This window comes from Actinoallomurus iriomotensis (assembly GCF_030269445.1).
In the GTDB taxonomy this organism is placed as follows: domain Bacteria; phylum Actinomycetota; class Actinomycetes; order Streptosporangiales; family Streptosporangiaceae; genus Actinoallomurus; species Actinoallomurus iriomotensis.
Map to the genome: position 1 here is coordinate 95113 of NZ_BSTJ01000014.1, position 19020 is coordinate 114132.

The 19020-nt window shown below is 72.8% G+C and carries 1 protein-coding gene (only partly in view); it reads right to left on the bottom strand.

The whole window is internal to a scabin-related ADP-ribosyltransferase gene (locus QSK37_RS42735; RefSeq protein WP_285633098.1) on the bottom strand: the coding sequence, 76530 nt in all, runs 23332 nt past the left edge and 34178 nt past the right edge, and what appears here is coding positions 34179–53198, spanning codon 11393 (partial) through codon 17733 (partial); the first complete codon in reading order (the gene reads right to left) occupies positions 19017–19019. Both codon boundaries (start and stop) fall beyond the window edges.

The window sequence follows — 19020 nt, forward strand, 5'->3', positions numbered from 1 at the left end:
TAAAGGCCCGAGTGGCCGAGGAACCGGCCGCTCGGGTCCTTACGCGTCAGGTACTCCGGCAGCTCCATGAGGTGGTACGGGCGGCGCGGGTTGCCCAGCGACTTGCCGAAGGCGGCGTTGAACCGCTCGCGGAGTGCCAGGGACTCGATCGGCCGTCCGCCCGTCTGGTGCAGTTCGGCGAGCGCGCCGATCGCGGCGCTGCGGGCTCCCCGCGTCTCGGGCGGCAGCTCGGGGACCTCGTCGTGCCAGCGCATCAGGACCTGGGCGACCGTGTCGCCGCTCAGCCAGGTGGTGCCCTCGCGCCACTGGGCCAGCACCTCCTCCAGCCGCGCGTCGGTGAGCGCCGGCCCCTGGCCCGAGGAGTAGGCGACGACGTCGTCGGGCATCCGCGGGCGCACGTACGGGTCGTACGGGTCGCGCAGGTCCTGGCCGAAGGTCGTGTTGAACCGCTCTCTGACCCGCGGGTCCAGGATCGGCGTCGCCCCGGTGCGGTGCAGGCGCGCCATCGTGCGGACCAGCTTTCCGCGCCGGACGCGCGCCTCCTTGGGCAGCACCCGCACGTCGTTGTGCCAGCGCGTGAGGATCTTCGCCGCCAGGTCGCCGCTCAGCTTCAGCTGACCGGTGTGCCAGCGGAGCATGGCGTCCTTGAGCTGCCGGTCGGAGATCGTGAGGTGCCCGGCGGCGTACTGGGCGAGCGCCTCCGGCTCCGACAGCAGGAACGTCATGGTCCGCGGCGCCATGCTCTCGGTGTGGGACTTCGGGGTGCCGCTGGGCCACAGCTTGGAGTGGTTCTCCAGGCGGCTGCGGACCGTGAAGTCGACCGTGGTCTGGAAGATGTAGACCCGGTTGAAGTCGAGCTGGATCGGCTCCTTACCGCCGGTGGCGCCCATGGTGGTCGAGCGGTTGTGCTGCCAGTGCCGGTTGACGTCCGTCTCGCCGACGAGCGTGGCCGGCCCGACGTCCCCGCCGCCGGCGAGGTCGAGCTGGTCCCAGGTCCAGCCCGTCGCGCTCGTCTGGGTGACGCGGCTCTCGGACAGGAACAGCCGGATGATGCCGAGGACGAACTTGTCCTTGGTGGCCCCGGTGAACTTCGTGCGACCCATGGCGCCGCTGATGTCGATCGCGCCGAACTTGTCGCGGAACACGCCGGACTCGAACGGCCGGTCGGTCGTGTACTCGCCCTGGAGGATCTCCTTCAGGTGCGCCCGCATCTCGATGGTGCCCGCGAAGGTGTCCCGCATCGACGAGGCCTTGCCGGCCGGGTCGACGAGATGCCCGAGCGCCTGCACCGCGTCGCGGGTGCCGGTGGTGTCGAGGAAGTACACCACCGCCTGGTCGAGCACCTCGGCCGGCGTCGGACCGGTCGTCGTCGGGCCGTCCTCGGTGCCGATCGGCAGCAGATACGCCAGCGCGGTCTGGTCCTTCACCGACCACGTCGGCGAGTCGCGCCGTCCCGCGCGGATCCGGCCCTGGGTGCCCGAGTGCTGGTACTCGACCTTGACCTCGTAGTCGCTGGTCAGCTCGAACTCGTCGACGATGCCGGGGTACTCCAGCAGCTCGGGACGGTTGTTGAGGTAGTTGACCGCGTCGGAGGCGCCCACGATCCGCTGCCACTCCATGCCCATCATGGAGTTCTTCAGCGCCAGGTAGAGCGCCTTCACCTTGATGCCGAACGCGAGCTTGCGGGTGTGGCCGACGGAGGTGCCGGCGCTGTCCATGCCCATCGCCAGGTTGACGGTGTGGAACTGGTTGGTGCTGCGGAGGAACCGCGGCGGGTGCACGGCGCTCTTCTTCGCCCGGATGGTGACCTTGGCCGAGTCGACGTCCAGGTCCACTCCCATGCCGCCGCGCCGCCTGCGCAGCGTGAACGTCATGCCGTCCTGATGGATCTGGTCGTAGTGGGAGTCCAGGCCCCGGCTGGAGACCATCTTCTCGAACAGCTCGAGGTTGTCGATCAGGCCGTCGGTCTTGTTGCCGTGCGCGTACCAGGCGTACTCGCCGAACGGGTCCTCGCTGTCGGCGGGGAGGAACCCGGTCCTTCGCAGCTCGGTCTCCAGCAGGCGCTGCACCCGCTCGACGGTACTGTCGGCGACCATCGGCAGGCCCATGCCGATGCCCTTGCCGTCCGCGACGTACTGCGGCACGGGCTTGGTGGCGGGGTCGCCGGGGCGCGCCCCGAGGTTGCGGATGGCGTCCTTCTGGAACGGCACCTCGCCGCCCTGCGCCGGCGGGTTCTTCAGCGCCGTGCGGTCGACCGGGAAACCGTGCTCGTACGCGGCGGCCTCCGGCATCCGGAGCAGCGCCCGGCCGGTGACCGCCGACGTCGTCCTCGGTGCCCGCGTGTTCGCCTTGCCGCGGACGCTGACCGTCGCCTGGTGCGAGAACCACGCGTCGTACGCGACGGTGTGCGAGGTGTCGCGCGGCACCACCACGTTGAGACCCACCCGGCCCGTCGAGAGCCCCTCGACGTTCGAAGAGGTGTAGCCGAGGGACGCGATCAGGCCGAGCTGCAGGTCGGGCAGGCCGGGGGTCGGCATCAGGTCGAACTCGATGCTCGGGAACGTGAGGGTGCTGCTGTTGGTGATGCTGTGGCCGCCGCTCGATCCGTCGATGGCCGTCCGCACGTTCTCGATGTGCGACTTGTCGCTGGTGGCGCCCACGCGGGTGGCGGTCAGGCGCTTGGACTTGACCGCGACCGTCGCGACCTGCCGCCCGTACTTGTTGTGCAGCGTGAACCGGTAGCCGCGGTCGGTGTTGACCGCGGCGTCCAGGTGCATGTTCAGGTTCCACAGCTTCTGCAGCAGCTCGCCACGGGTGAGGCTGCCCATCGGCAGCTTCAGCCCCTTGGCCCGCAGGGCGGACACGATCTCGTCGAACAGCCGGGGAAGGTTGGTCAGGCCGGAGGCGAAGAAGAACTTGGGCAGCTTCGTGGTCTTGACCGCGTCGCCGGTGGCCGTGACCTGGTCCCCGTCCGGGTGCTCGAGGTAGTGCCCGGTGATCCACAGCAGCAGGCGTTCGTCGGTCGGGCCGGTCAGCCGGTGCGCCGGGGTGTTCCGCCAGCTCTGGGTCGGGCTCTTGCGGACCTTGAACGACCAGTTCGCGGTGTAGGCGACCAGGGTCGCCTCGGCCCGGTTGTCCTCGACGTGACCGCCTTCGGCGTCGGCGATGTGGGTGTTGGACCGGTTCGACTGGTTGGCGGTGCCGGAGATCCCGCCGCCGACCTTGACCACCTGCAGGATGCCGGGTGTCGCGCCGATGCCGAAGGTCAGCGAGAGGGCGCCGCGCGTGGCGCCCGTCTGCCCGGACTCGGTCTGGGTGTGCGCGCCGGTCGCGAACACCGAGTTGATGGTGTCGACCGCGTGGTGCTCACCCTCCACCTTCGGCAGGGTCGACGGCACGAGCGTCGACCCGGCGGGGTTGTTCAGGCTGTGCGGGTCGGTCGGGTCGAGGGTGAACAGCAGCTCGCCGTCGCCGATCGGCACCATCAGGCCGCTCGTGCCGTTGTCGTCGTCCGCCTTGAGCAGGTACGGGTAGTTGGCCAGCAGCCGCTGGGGCAGCAGGCTGAGTTCCTTCTCGGTGTACTTCACCCCGGCCAGGCCGAGCCGCCGCCGGACCTCTCTCATGAGCTCCGGCTGCTGTGGCAGACCGGCGCGCGGGACGCCGATCGACCGGATGGCCGGGTGGGCATCGATCGGCGTCATCGGCGGCGCCGTCGGCTGCGGCTGCGGCTCCGGCTCCGGCGGTTGCGGCACCGGCGGCGCGGAGCGGCCTTCCCGCCGCTCGGGCGCGGTGGACGAGGAGCCTGGATCCGGGTCGGGGCTGGGCTCCGCGCCCGGGTCTCGACCGCCGGCCTTCCCGCCGTACAGCGCCATGATGATCGGGTCGCCCTGCGCGTCGCCCGGGGTGTAGAGGCGGAACCACTCCTCCTTGGGCGGCGCGCCCTCGACCGGCCCACCGGGGCGGCGGGAGGTGACCTCACCGGTGTCCGGGTCGAACGTCGCCTCATGCGGGGTGGCCAGCACCGGCTCGTCCATCGCGCGCGACAGCGGCTCGGCCAGCTTGGCGCCGCCGGAGATCGCCAGGAACGGGCGCAGGTCGGGTGCGCGGCTCATGATGGCCGAGGCCATCGCCTCCACCGTGATCTCCCGGTCGCCCGCCATCAGGCGGCCGCCCCGCATGTCACCGAAGACGAGCACCGTCCCCGCGGGAAGGACGTCGTCGAGCCGGCTCAGCATCCTCGCCGCGTCGGCCGGCGCGGGCATGTCCGCGCCGGGCAGCCAGACCGCGAGCGGGCGGCCGTTGACCACGCCCACCTGGGTCTGCTGGAGCACGTCCTCGATCGGCATCGCGGGCGGCGGCGCGGTGTCGCCGGTGTCGGTCTCCGTGACCGGCTCCAGCGCCGGCTCGACGGCGAGCTCCGTCTCCTCCTCGGGCTCGATCACGGTCGGCTCGTCGGCGAAGCGGACCTTCTTCGGCGGCGTCATCAGGGCGCGCGCGAGGTCCATGCCGGCTTCGGTTCCGGCGCGGGCGATCTCGGCGCCGACCAGCGTCCGCCATTCCCGCGGCGCCCGCTCGCGGGGTGCCTGTCCGGCGGGCGGCCGGGTGATCGCCTCGCGGATGACCCGGTCCGTCTCGGCCCCGATCTGCCGGAGCCGCTCGTCGGACAGCATGCCCAGTGTCGTACGGGCCTGGTCGGCGTCGCGCCGGGCGGCGTTCGCCAGCCGGTCGACCAGCTTCACCGCGTCGCCCGACTCCGGCAGGCGGGGCAGGCCGAGGAGGTCGGCCGCGAGGTCGTAGGCGCCCCGGTGTCCGGTCCAGGGGATCTCGGCCGCCGCGATCAGCCACACCATCGTCTGCTGCCGCGCCGCCCCCCGCATGACGGTGGGCGCCGGGTGGGTGCCGGTCAGCTCCCGTACCAGCTCTCCGGCGTCGTCGAGGAGCCGCAGGTACTGCTCCTCGGAGTCGTCCCGCACCTGCTCCAGCGTGGTCCGGGCCATCTGCAGCCGGTCGTCGTCCATGCGGGCGCGCGGCACCCCGGGTTCCCTGAGGTGCGGCGCCAGCTGCCGCGCGAGGTTCCGGCCGGCCGGCAGCCCCGACCGCGCGATCTCCGCCGCCACGAGCAGCCCCGCCCGGTCCAGGCGCGAGCCCGAATCGCCGTGGTCCTCGGCGGACGGCGTCCGCCCGGTGATCTCGTGGAGCACCTCACCGGCCCGGCGCATGACCCGGGTACGCCGGTTGTCCGGCAGCTCGCCGAGCGTCGTACGGGCACGGTCGAGATCGAGGGGAGACTCCTCCGGCGGGCGAAGGGTGAGCCGGGGCCCGGAGGCGCGCTCCACCAGCAACCGCCGCGCGAGCGCCTCACCGGCCGCCCGGCCCGACCGCGCGATCTCCGCCGCCACCAGCAGCCCCGCCCGATCGGCACCCGACACCTCACCACCCGGATCGTGCGCCGACGGCACCCGGCCGCCCAGATCACCCACGATCACGCCGGACTCGGCCATCACCTCCGCACGACGCTCCTCCGCCAACCCGCCCAACGTCGTACGGGCACGCTCGACGGCGAGCGAGGAGTCGGGTGGCGGACGGAGCGTCAGCCGCGGCCCCAACGCGGACTCCGCCAGCAACCGCCGCGCCAGCGCCTCACCGGCCGCCCGGCCCGACCGCGCGATCTCCGCCGCCACCAGCAGCCCCGCCCGGTCGACCCCCGACACCTCACCACCCGGATCGTGCGCCGACGGCACCCGACCGCCCAGATCACCCACGATCACGCCGGACTCGGCCATCACCTCCGCACGACGCTCCTCCGCCAACCCGCCCAACGTCGTACGGGCACGGCCGAGGTCGAGCGGGGACGCGGGCGGGCGCAGCGTGAGGCGCGGGCCGGGCGCGGGCCTGGTCAGCAACCGCCGGGCCAGGGCCTCGGCGCTCGCCCGGTCGGCCCGGGCGAGCTCCGCCGCGACCAGCAGCCGCGCGCGGTCGATCCGGGTCACGCGGCCGCCGGGGTCCTGCTTCGAGGGCATCTCGCCGGTCAGGTCGGCCACGATCGCCTGCGACTCGCTCAGGACCTCGGCGCGGTGCTCCTCGGGCAGGTCGCCGAGGGTCGCCCGGGCGCGGTCGAGGGCGGTCATGGCCCCGAGCCGGCGTGGAGGCGGCGTGGCGACGGTTCTCCGCGGCTTCGGCGTGGTGGACGTGGTCTCCCGGCTCACCTCGGGTTCGGGCGGCGTCGTCGCCGGAGGCGCCGCCTCCTCCCGCTCCACGGTGACGGGCTCGACGGCGGGCGTCTCCGTGCCGGTCCCGGTCTCGGGCGTCGGGTGGACCGGCGGCTCCAGCATCGTGACGGTGCCGTCGCCGGAGCGGGTCTCCAGCGGTCCGCCGCCCGTGGTCGTCGTGTGCTCGCCCGCGCCTTGCTCCTCCGCGAGGTCGCGCAAGGTGGTGATCTTGGACTTCGGAGTCACCTTCGGGGGCTTGGGCTTCGGCGTTCCCAGCTCGGCCCGCTTCTTCGCGGACTCCTCGCGGATGTCGTCGCTCAGGCCCTTGATGCCCTCGCCCTTGCCGTCGCCCGCGCCGAGCGCCTGGCCGGGCCGGTCGAACGGAGCGCGCTTCGGCTCGGACTCACGCCGCGTCGGCGGATCGTTGATCGTCATCGGCGTGCCGCCGAAGCCCTTGCGCGGCTGCCGGGACGGCCGGCCGGACAACGCCTCCTCCACGGACTCCGACGTCGCGGGGTCGTGAATGGTCGCCGGCCGGTCATACCCCGGACCACGCCGAGCCTGCGACGGCGCGGGCGTCGTCTCCTCGCCGCCGGCCGACTCCTCCGGATCGACTCGGACGGCACCGCCGAGACGGTCGCCCAGCCTCATCCCCGGGTGGTCGAACGGCGTCTCCTCCACGGACTCCGACGTCGCGGGGTCGTGGATGGTCGCCGGCCGGTCATACCCCGGACCACGCCGGACCTGCGACGGCGTGGCCGTCGTCTCCTCGCCGCCGGCCGACTCCTCCGGGCTGACCTGTACCTCGTCGCCGGGCTCCTCGCCCAGCCTCATCCCCGGACGGTCGAACGCCGACCCCGCCACCGGCTCCGTCACCGGCCCCTGCGTCACCGGGTCGTCGATCGTCGCGGGACGGTCGTATCCCGGGCCGCGAGGCCGGGTGGCCGGAGGCGTCACCTCGCCGGCGGCCGAGTCCTCCGCGCTGATCCGGACCTCATCGCCGGGCTCCTCACCGAGCCTCATCCCCGGACGGTCGAACGCCGACCCCGCCACCGGCTCCGCCGCCGGCGTCTGCGTCACCGGGTCGTCGACCGTCGCCGGGCGGTCGTACCCCGGACCGCGCCGGACCTGCGACGGCGCGGGCCGGTTCCGGCCCTCGCCGTCGGCCTGCGTCAGGGTGTCCTCGTGGTCCTTCGCCCAGGCGGCCCGCTCCGTCTCGCCGAAGCCCGCGATCGGCCGGCCCGTGCCCTCCCCCAGCCGTTGCCCTCCGGCGGGGAACGGATACCGGGCGTCCGGATCGTCCCGGCTCACGTTGCCCCAGGGCAGCGTCTCGACGAAGTCGGTGTCGCCGCTCTCCGGGTCCCTGACCGGGAAGTCGTCGGTGTTCCCGGGCCGGGCGCCGACGCGGCTCCCGCGCGGCCAGGGTGTCATGGCCGGCCGCACGGCGTCGCGCGGGAGGTTCTCGCTCATGGGCAGGAACCGCAGGCTGCTGAAGTTCAGCGGCAGGTCGGCGTCGTCGCCGGTCTGCGGGTCGAGGAAGTAGACCTTGCCCTTGAGGTTGACGGCGCCGACGATGTGCTCGACGTCCGTGCCATACGTGCCGATGAGGACCATGCCGTGTGCGCCCGGCCTCCCCTCGAGCGCGTCCTCGATGGCCTTGTAGCCGGCGACGTCGATCGGGTCGCCCCGGTCGAGGTTCGCCAGGTGCTCGTACGGCGAGACGACGTCCGGCGGCACCTGGTAGTAGGCCTGCCGCGCCGGATCCTGCTCCGGGAACAGCCGCATCTCTTCCAGGGTGAGGTGCAGGCCGATGCCCGTGAGCAGGCAGTTCGTGAAGAAGTCAGCGCCCTTGGCGTACAGCGGATTGATCTTGGGCAGCCAGGGGACCTCCCGCCGGATCCCCTCGGAGCCAAGCCTGGTCTGCGACCAGCCGCTCATGTGCGGCACGGTCAGCCGGACGAGCAGGTCGGGGTCGGTGGTGAGGGCGCGCGGGGCGAAGGTCGCGCCGGCCCACTCGTACAGGGCGGCCGCCTCGGTCTCCAGCACCTCCTCGGGCACCGCGTGCGCCGGGTGGTCGCCGAGCCCGACGTGGCGCCACGCCGCGAGGGTCTCGTACAGAGCGGCGACGTTGTCGGCGATCACCGCGCGGAGGAACAGGGCGCGCTGGTCCGGGTCGAGGTCGAGGAGCCGGTAGACCCGGAAGATCCACTCGCTGTGCTGGTTCAGCCGGCGGCCGGGCCGGTAGCCGCGGTCGATCTGGTGGTCGAGCCAGTCGTTCTCCCGCAGCGGGAACGGGCGCTGGTGGTGGTCCCAGCCCAGCACGTCGCGATGGTCTCTGATCACCGAGCGGAAGTCGGTCATCAGGTCGTGCAGCGACCACCCCGCGTCGTCGGCGAGGCGGCGTTCCAGCTCGGCCGCCGGCCTCCCGCCCTTGAAGCTACGGGCGACCGTCTCGGGATCCATCCAGCCGCTGAGCCGGGCGAACAGGCTGCGGTTCGCCTCGCGGACGGCGCCGATCAGGCGCGGATCGCCGGCCAGCGCCGTGGAGAGGGCGCGCTCGTGATCGTTCCGGCGGAAGTCCCAGATCTTCGCGTCGTACTCGGCCTGGTAGCGGGCGGACGTGCCGTTCTCCACCGCACCCAGGAACTGCCGGAACCTCGCGTAGAGCTCGTTCTCCGCGGTGGTCCGGTAGAGCGGATTCGCGTCGAAGCGGTCCCCGGCCGGGCCGAAGACCTCCTTCATGATCTGGAAGGTCTCCAGGTCGTTGTCGCGCAGCTCCTCCGCGCCGTTGAACCGGCGCAGGCCGGTGTTCGGGTCGAGGCCGGCGTTCGCCTTGAAGAAGGCCACCGCCGCCTGCGGGAAGTACTCCTCCACCATCGTGGCCCCGTAGTTGACCTTCCCCGGCCGTGCCGGGTCGTACAGGTCGCGGTCCGGCCACATGGCACTGGGGTCGTTCCACTTGCGGGCGAAGAGGTCCTGGACGCGGGCCTTGACGCCCGGTTCCAGCCCGTGGGCCCAGATGAGGTGCGCGAACTCGTGCGGGAGGGTGCCGTAGCCGTCGGGCGAGGTGAGGCCGATGTAGGCCCACTCGCCGATGAGGCCCTCCTCGTTCGCGGCGGCGATGGGGCCGCCCTGAACCCCCCGGCTGAGCTCTGCCGGCGCACCGGCGTTCACCTTGCCGGCCATGTGGCGCCAGGGTCCGTAGCGGGTGAGCGGCTCGTTACGCGGGAGGACGAACATGCGCACGTCCGCGGTCAGCATCTTCTCGGCCGCTTCCGGCATGTTCTTCAGCATCCGGGCCATGACCTCGTGCGCCCGGAACCGGGTCGTCGCCGGCTGTTCCGCCTCCGGCGGCACGTGGAGCATCAGCCGCGCGGCCGCGTCCGTGAACTCCTCCGGGTCCGCCATCGACTCGCGCAACCGGCGGACGAACTCGGGGCTCCTCGCCAGGGTCTCCCGCTGGAGCTGCGACATCGCCTCCAGTTCGTTCCGCCGCTCCGCGGGCTTCAGGCCGGCCAGCCGGTCCGCCTCGTCGGTGAACGACGCCGGCCAGTCCGACAGCTTCGGGAACCGGTAGTCCAGGTTCGCCCTGGCCACCGCCTCCTCCGGCACCGACCCCGACGCGGCCAGCGGATCCGGCGAGGAGAACAGATGAGTCAGCGCCTCCCGCTGCTCGGCCGAGTAGTGGTCGAGCAGATCCTGCGCGTGCTCGTCGGGGAACTTGCCCTCGTAGGCCACGTTCTGGCGCAGCTCGTCCTCGCTGAACGGGGCGAAGTGCCGGTAGCGGCGCCAGTCGTCCACGTACTTCAGGGCCGGGTCGTCGTGCCTGAGCTCCTTCAACGCGACTTCGTAGCCGCGCATCACCTCGTGGAAGCGGTGGTGTCGCTGCGACCGCATCGTCGCGAACAGGGCCGCGCGGAGAAGCCCGTGGTCAAGGTCCTCCACGCCTCGCCAGCGCGTGATCCGCTTGAGGTTGAAGGCGATCTTGTAGGCCGAGCCCGACGTGCCGGTGTCCACCAGGCCGCCGTTCGCCTTCGAACTCTGCGCGAAGGCGCTCGTGGCGATCGGCAGCTCCTCGTTGTGGCTGGCCGGGATCCACGGCAGGTCCTCGCCCTCGCCGATCAGCGCCCTCTCGACCTCGCTGAGCGGGGGCCGGACCTGCGACGCCTTCAGTGGCGTGCGGAGGACCTTCTGCTCCTCCTCGATCGCCGCCTCCTTCTCGGCCGGCGACAGGTCCGAAGCGTTGATCTCCCTGAGCCGCTCCTCGTAGTGGTCGCGGGCCCGGGTGTTCGCGCGCTGCGTGCGCTCGGCCTCGATCTCCGGAGCCATGAGCTCGCTCCCCTTCAGGAGCGCGGGGAGCATGCCGCTGGCCACTCCGTTGAACAGGAAGGTGACCCGCTCACGGAGGTTGCCGGAGTCGACGACCCGTTGCAGCGCCTCGATGGACTTCCCGACCCGGCCGGCGTCCCACTCCTTGTCCGTGCCGTACATCGGGCGCCGCTCGTCCGACGTGCGCTCCCAGAGGGTCCGGACGAGCCGGCCGATGTACTCGTTGACCCGCGGGTCCTCGGCCAGGTAGTCGGCGAGCCGCTCCTCGTACCGGAGAGACTCGTCCAGGTACCGGATGCGGACCAGGTCCTCGGGCGAGGCGTCCTTGGGCACGAAGGTCGCCGCGTCGGACCTCGGTGGCGTGCCGGGGGCCGCATGGAGGCGTGCGGGCTCCGTGGTCGAGGGGTCGAAGTAGGGGTTGTGGATGTATTCGCCGGTGGGCGAGCCGTCGCGCAACGGCTGTACGCCGCGGATGAACCGCACGTGGATGCCGCCGGGGAAGGCGACCTCCTCCTGGTCGGGGAACGGCGACGCGATGCCGAGCGTCGCGTTGACGTCGATCCCACCAGGCAGGTCCACGTCGTAGCGGTATCGGTACCTGTCGAAGAGCAATCCGGCCGTGGCCGGGTCGTTCAACGCCGAGTCACGCAGGTAGTTCCGGCTCCGCGACGTGCTCAGGTACCCGGTGTCCTCGGGACTGTTGTACACGTGATCGATCAGGTGCCCCAGTCGAGCGCCCTTGGGGAACAGGCCGCCGCCGGGGCGAAGGACCGTCTCCGGCCTCTCCTTGCTGAACTTGTACAGGGGGGAGCCGTCGCTGCGCCACATCATCGCGTGCGGCAGGCCGGAGGCGAACACCTTGGGCCACGCGGCGGTGACGATCGGATCGAGGGCAGGACGGCCGCTGACGGGATACCGGATCCGGCGGTTGCGCGGCGCCCCGGCGCCCTCTGGCGCACTCGGATCCTTGTAGGTCTCCGGCCGGGAGGAGGCCACCACGGCCGAGCGCCCCGGCAGATACCAGTTCCACGCGGGGCCCTCGTCGTAGAGCCGCCCCTCGCCGTCGCTGACCCGGCCCGCCCTAGGAGCCTCCGCGTCGTACTGTCCGCGTAGCCCGCCCAGCGCCGGGCTCTCCGCGACGAACACCCGCAGCTCCGGATCCTCCGACCCCTGCCCCCACACCGTCCACCACTCGTCACGGATCACGATGGGGAACTCCGCGACGGTCTCGGCGTATTCGGCCTCGAAGCGGGATGTGCCGGCCGCGTCGTTCGACAGCGTGCTGGGGGCCGAGTAGAGGCGTGCCGGGTCCTTGCCGGCGTCACGCGTGGGCCGGTGGAAGTCGCGTCCGTAGTGGCGCCGCAGCTCGTCCAGGTCGTAGAACCTGCTGTTCTCCGCGATCGGCCGGACGCCCGGCGGGAAGGCGACCTCCCTCTCGTTGTGGAGCATCCGCACGAGGTACCTGTCGCCGTTCTGGAACACGTCCCACTGGATGTTCGCGGCCATCGGCGACACGGACTCGCCCCGCCAGGGGTTGTCGGCGTAGGTGTACGGCCGCTCCGCCGTCGCCGGCCTCTCGCTGCCCGGCAGGCCCAGCAGGGCGGCGAACGGGACGATCGTCTGCGCGTGGGCGAAGCGCAGTGCGGCGCCCACGTCGCTGGTCCCCACCCGCCTGGCCTCGATCTGCGCGAAGAAGTCGTCGAGCAGGACGTTCGCCAGCTTGTACGTGATGTCGCTGTCCGCGAAGCCCGGCCCTCTCCGGTAGAAGGTGGTCGCGTCACTCAGGTAGGCCAACCAGGACGCGTCGTGCGGAGCGACGTACCGCTCCAGGTGCCAGGCGCCCTCGTCGCTCATCCCCGGAGCGATGCTGTAGAGCTCGTACACCGCCTGGGCCGCGTCGAGACCGGTGCCGATCGAGGAGAACTCCTCGGCGAAGATCCGATCCACGAAGTCGGGGGTGAAGATCTTCAGCAGCACGCCGCGAGCCGCGTCACGGATGGCCGGCTGGTCCCTGACCTCCTGAAGCCGGGCCGCGAGGCGCTCGTCGCTGGCGAGGAAGGTCCGGTAGTCGGCACTCCCCGCGGACTTCTGGAAGTGGAGCAGGTCGCGGTCGGTCCTGGCCGGGCCGACGAGTGGCCGCAGGGCCGGGTCGTCGGCGGTGAGCGCGCCGGTGAAGACGTCGCCGCTCTCGATCGTCCGGCCCTTGCCCGAGTTGACGACCTCGATCCGCCCGGACCCCTCGGCGATCTTCGTGAACAGTCCGGGAAGGCGCTGGCGCATCCGCGCCGCCGCGTCCCGCAGTTCCTGCCTGCCTCGGCCGCTGAGGTTGCCGTACCCGATGTTCTCCATCGCGTGGAGCAGCGACCGTACCTTCGGGCCGAACTCCTCGCCGTCCCGGGTGAGGGCGCCTTCGCCGGCGGCCAGGTCCCACAGCCGCAGGATCTGGTCCCCGTCCCTGCTGCTCGCCGCGGCGCGCGAGCCATGGCGGAAGACGCTCTGGGTGAACACCGGCGTGAAACCCGGTGGCGGCTGCTCGTACGTCCGCGGATCCTGTTGCGGCTCGTACGGGGTCTTGGTGCCGTAGCCGCGCCTCACCACGCCGCTGCCGGGGTCGGTCTCCAGGGGCGTCGACTCGACGGCGTCTCTTCCCACGCCCCGCTGCCGCGGCGGCGCGCCCGCCATCAGGCGGACGATGGCGTCGGCCAGACCGCCAGGAGCGGCAGAGCCGCCGGGGGGCAGGTCGCGCAGCGCCTCCTCGATCTGTCCCCGGTCGACCTGGCCGACCAGCCAGTGCCCGCCGAGGTCGCGCAGCCGCGAGTTGACCTCCGTGAGGAGGTAGTCCGTCGCCCGGGCCCGCACGCCCTGGGCCGGCGGCGCCGTGGCCGACGAGCCCGCCGGTGTTCCTCCGTGTCGTTGGAGGAGGTCCTCCAGGTCCCTGACCGCGCTGCTCATGATGTCGAGCCGCCGCTGTGCCCGCGCGTACACCGGGACGTCGCGGGGCAGGCGTCCCGCGTCGAACCCCTGGCGGAACCGGGCGATCAGCGAGGCGACCTGGCGGTTGAGCGCGCCGCGTTCCGGCCCCGGACGGCCGTTCGCGATCCGCCTGAGGGCGCTCACCGCGCGTGCCTGCCGCCGGTCCAGCCAGCCGACCTGGCGCGCGAACTGCGGGCCCGCCGTTCTGGCGGATGTCGGTGGCAACGGGGTGAACCGGTGCCACGGGACCGCCGGCGGGTTCGGCAGCGTGCTCTCCGCGCCCATGAAGTGATCGGGCCGGCGGATGAAGCTGATCTCCGCGACTCCCTGCGGGCCCAGCGTCTGGACGTACCGGTCCTGGATCAGCGTGATCCGCAGGCCGAGTTCGTAGGCCGCCAGGTGCGCGACGAGGTCGCCCGCCTGGTCGTCCCACTCGCCCATGTCCCGGATCTGCCGCACCAGATCGTCCTGCTGACGCTGGATGGACCGCCGGTCGACGGTGTGGAAGAAGGCGGCGTATCGCGACGGCAGGCCCTGGTTCGCCGCCGCGAAGTCGGCCACGAGCCGGTCCGCCAGCCAGTTCCGCAGCGCCTGGACCTCCTCCAGGCGGGTCCGGGCGCGCGCCAACTCCGGGATGTGCCGGGCCAGGTACGGGCGGGCGATGACGATCAGGCTGGAGTAGAAGCAGTTCCCGTCGCCGAGGACGTTGACCGCCCGCAGGTTGCGGGCGCGGAGCACGTCGTTCAGCCGCCGCTCGTCGAAGCCCGGCGCGGTTCCGGCCGTGCTCGCCGTCTTCTCGCCGAGTGCCGCGCTCTCGGCCGGGCGGGCGATCACGAAGGTGTGCCGTCCGTCGGCGACGTCCGCCAGCGCGCCGCGCCCCACCGACACACTGGTCGCGCCGCCCGCCGCCAGGTGGCGGAAGCGGCCTTCGGCCAGGGCCACCGCGGCGCCCGTCCCCGTGGGACCGGTGAAGTGGACGAGCGTCCCGGCGGGCAGCGTGTCGGGAAGCGTCGTGGTCAGCTCGACGGGCCGTCCGGTGAATCGCGCCAGCAGCGACCGGACCGTCTCGGCGTTCTCCTTCAGCACGGCGGTCTCGGTGAGGAAGCCGACCGCGGTGTCCATCTCGTCCCGCAGGAGGTCGGCCAGGGGCCGGGCCCGCTCCGCACCGCCGTGGACCAGCCACGAGACGGAGGCGTACGAGGCGAGTGCCCCCTGGTCGGTCCAGCCGTGCTCGGTGAGGCCGGGCGCGGCGACGCGGTACCGGCCGTCGGCGGCGACGTACAGGTGGGCGTCGGCCGGCAGCGGGCTGTCCACGGTGACGCGCAGCGACCGCGAACGGGCCACGTCCTTGCTCACGCTCTTGCCGGACCGGGTCTCGTTGCCGGACCGCGTCGGCCGGGTGGTGCCGGTGATCTTGCTCGTGAGGGCCTTCGGCGTGACCGGCCCCGCCTCGCGGACCGCGACCGGCCGGCCGACGACGATCGCGTGGGGTTCGGTGTTGAGCGCCCGCGTCATCGTCCCGACCGGCACCAGGCGGGTCGTGCTCCGCCCGGTGAGGAGGACGCGATGGCCGTCGGCGGTGACCAGCGCCGTCCCGGTGCCCTGCGGCCCGGAGAACCAGATCCAGGTGTTCTCCGGCAGGTCGTCCGGCAGCCGGTCGACCTGCTCCGCCGCCCGGTCCGCCCGGCCGCCGAACATCTCCCGTACGCGCTCGGCCCGTGCCGGACCCGCGGTGGACAGGTACCGCGCCGCCGCGCCCAGGGCGCCGGCCCGCGCGATGTCCTGGACACTCGGCACCTGGTCCCGCCCGCTCCGCATGAGCCAGAACAGCGGCCGGAAGTCGGCCACCGGGCCCACCCGCGTCCAGCCCGGCGTGGTCAGCCCGTCCGGACCGACGGTGTGCTGTCCCTCTTCGTTGCGGTAGAGGTGCGCGTCGTGGGGGACGCCGTCGCGCGCCGCCGTCAGCAGGCTCACGAGACGCCGCTCCGGCGCGCCCGCCAGCCGGTTGAGCTGGTCGTCCCGTGCGGCGAGCCCGTCCTCGAACGCGTCCAGCGCCTGTTCGAGCGTGGTCGGCCCACGCCCGGTCGTCAGCCGTTCCCGTACCGACGCCCGCGCGGACGGGGCGACCATGTGGGCGGGCACCTGCGGTTCGAGCGCGATGAGCGCCAGGTCGCGGATCGGGGCGAACGACCGTGCCGCGGATGTCGAGTCGCGCAGTTCGGCGGGTGGGGCGATGAGCCGGCCGGCGCCGTCCAGGTCCAGGGAGTACAGGCGCGTGGCCTGCCGGGGCGGCTCCACCGGCAGGCCGGAGTCCGCCTCGAACCAGCGCATCCGAGCCTGGTCGTTGACCACGATGAACCGCCCGCCGGTGCCCGCGCCGTCGGCGGTCACGACGAGCGCGAGCGCGCCTCGCCCGGCGGTGAGAAGCGTGGCGTGCAGGCCGTCGATCGCGGCCGGCAGGTCCGTCACGTCGCGCGGCCGGTACGCGAGGCGCATGCGCCGCTCGTCCAGCTCCAGCTCCGAGTCGCGCAGCAGCTCGTCGGCGGCCGTGATCTCCTCCGCGGTGTGGGCCGCCCGCTGGGTGAGCGGCCGGCCCTGTCCGATGGCGCGCAGGTCGGCGAGCAGTCCCTCGACCGCCGCGAGCTGCCGGCGCGTGTACTCGAACTCCCGGCTGATCGGCTCCTGCCGCTCCGTCAGGTCGCGCACCCGCGCCTGCGGCGCCGCCAGGCTGTTCTCGAGCGGGGTGATCTGCCCGCGCAACCGTGTCAGCTCCGCCTGGGCGGCCTCCTCGATCCGCCGGTCCGCCTCGCTCGGCGGCCCCTGCCGGGCCTGCCGTTCGCGCCGCTCGGTCAGGAGCTGCTGTTCCCGCTCCCGCAACGGCCGGAGCCGGGCCTGAAGGTCGTCGACCTCCGCCTGCGCCGTGGCGATCGCGCGGGCGAGCCGGGCGTCCTCGTCGCCGATACGGCGGACGATCGGCACCCACGCCTCCGCCGCCTCGGCGGCCCGGTGGAACAGCCCCGGGAGCGCAGCGTTCTCCGTCCTCATGTTCTCCAGCCGGACGGCGGCCTCGGCGAGCACGGACTGCTCGAAGGTCCGCTGGTGCGACCAGGAGGTCCGGTAGAACTCCGCGAGCCGGGCCGCGTCGAACCCGTGGGCGGCGGCGGTGGCGCGCGTGCTGTCGTGCCAGAGACCGGCGCGCGTCGCGTCGTCGGCGGACAGCGCGGTGCGCGCGCCGGACGAGGGGTCGAAGACGTGGATCCGGCCGCTGGGGTCCACCCAGCGCGAGCGCGTCGTCCCGTCCGCCTCCTCGACGTCCACCCGTACGTGGGAGACGAGCTCGTGCGCGATGTCGCGGGCGAGGTCGACCGGGTCCACGCCGAGCAGCGCCACCTCCGGCGGGAGCGCCGCCGGGGCGCCGACCGTGTTGTCCGGGCGGAGGGCGTGGACGTCGTTGACCTCGTTGATGATCCTGGTGATCTCGTCGTCCAGGGCACGGGTCAGGTCTGCGACCCGTGTGCCGGCCGGCAGGGTCCCGCCGCGCTCCCGGCTCTCGAGCAGCGCCAGCGCGCGCTCGGGATCGCCGGCGGTGCCTCGCAGCGCCAGGCGCCGGGCGTCGATCGCGCGCCGCGCGGCGCCGTCGGCGTCCGCCCCGGCCCGGGCCGCCGCGCCCAGGGTGTCGGTGGACCACTGGCGGATCGCCCGGTAGGTCGCGATCCGTGCGCTCTGCCCGTGCGTGAGCACCAGCGGGCCGCCCGCCCGGCCGTCCTCCCGCAGGTGATGCACCAGGTGGTGGTGGGCGCGCCCGGCCGTGTAGTGCAGCGCCGCCGCGCGGGTCAGCAGCGGCGTCAGGGCGACCGTCGGCGCGCCGCGCAGCCCCGCCCACGCCTGCGGGTCGACCCGCTCCTCCAGCTTCCGCCGCGCCGCCTCCTCGTTCTTGGCCTTGTCGGCGAGGAAGGTCCGGTACTGCGCCTCGAACATCAGCACGTACACGTCGCCGGTGAACGGGTCGCTGTGGACCTCCGCGCCGACCGGCTTCGGGTCGTGGAAGAACGTGCGCGACGTCTTCTGCGCGCCCAGCCGGAACTGGCCGCGCATCCGGATCAGCAGCGTCGCGCCCTGCTCCTTGGCGTGCTGCTCACGCCGGTAGTTCTCGGTCCCGGCACTGTTCTGGTTGGCCGACGTGTTGCGGCTGCCCGGGTCGGTCAGCGACCAGTTGTGGTCCGGGCGCTGCGGCGGAGCGCCCTCGGGCGCCGCGGGCTGCGGATTGAGCTTGTCGGTGGCGGTGGCGGAGTACTCGCCGATGGTCCGGACGTGGTCGGAACTGCTGGTCGCGGTGGTGCCGCTCTGGTGCTTGATGTAGCGGCCGGTGCCGGTGCCGTCGACCATGCGGCCGATGACCTGCGCGTCGAACAGGTCGCCCTCGAGCCACATCTTGGCGCGGTCACCGGACTCGCCGGCGACGAACAGGTCCTCCGGGAACTCGTAGCGAGCGCCGCCCGTCGCCTCCCAGATGTGGTTCGCCAGGTGCGACCGCGACAGCAGCACGGGCAGCGACAGGCTCTTCAGCACGTCGGTGTCGGCGGCCCTGGCACCGAGGACCTTCTCGTACCAGCTCGGGCCGAACAGCTCGGTGAGCATCCCGTCCCCGATGCGGCGGATGCCGTTCACGATCACGCCGGAGACGAACGCGTTGCGCGGCAGGGCCGGCAGCGGGAGCAGGTCGCGTATAGGGCTCGGGCCGAAGATCGGGCCCGCCTCGGCCAGGGCGTGCGGGATCTGCACATCTAGCGCGCCGTCGAAGGTGCCGCGCGCGGTCCGGCGGAAGCCCGTCCACTTCTTGAACCCGCGCAGCAGCAGGTTGTTCAGCGGGCGGCCGGACATCTTGACGTGCCGGACGTCCACCGTGAGCCGGTGCCGGAGCCGTACGGCGTAGTGGTTCGCCCAGTCGTAGACGGTCTGCTCGCTGACGGCGTTCTCCGCGTGGGTCAGCGCGCGGTGGTGTCCCTCGGACGCCTTCAGGTCGCCGGAGCCGGCGCCCTTGCCTCCGCCCGAGGAGAGCTTGGCGAACATCCACGCCTGCGACCCGTCGCGGGACCGGGACTCCGCGCTGCCGATGTACCCGTGGGAGTAGACCTCCAGACCGCGGTTCCGCCGGTAGTCGAGCACCTCGGGCACCGAGACCAGTTCGTCCCGCAGGTTGATCTCCACCACGTCGGTCAGGAGCCAGCCGACCGGGTTGACCAGGTAGAAGGAGTAGCCCTCCTCGCCGAGCAGCTCTCCCCAGATCGCCTGGTCGCGCCCGTGCGCGAAGATCCCCTCCAGCGCGTCCACGCCGCCCTGCATCCGGCCGATCACGCGGCCCTTGCGGTCCCAGACCTCCGCGCCGGCCGCCAGCATGCCCGGCGCCACCTGCTCGACCAGCCGCCGGACGTTCTCGTAGGTGGTCCGACCGTTGTCGTAGGTGAGGTCGTCGATGCCGGCGTGACCGAGGTGCCGCCCGCCCGGGTCG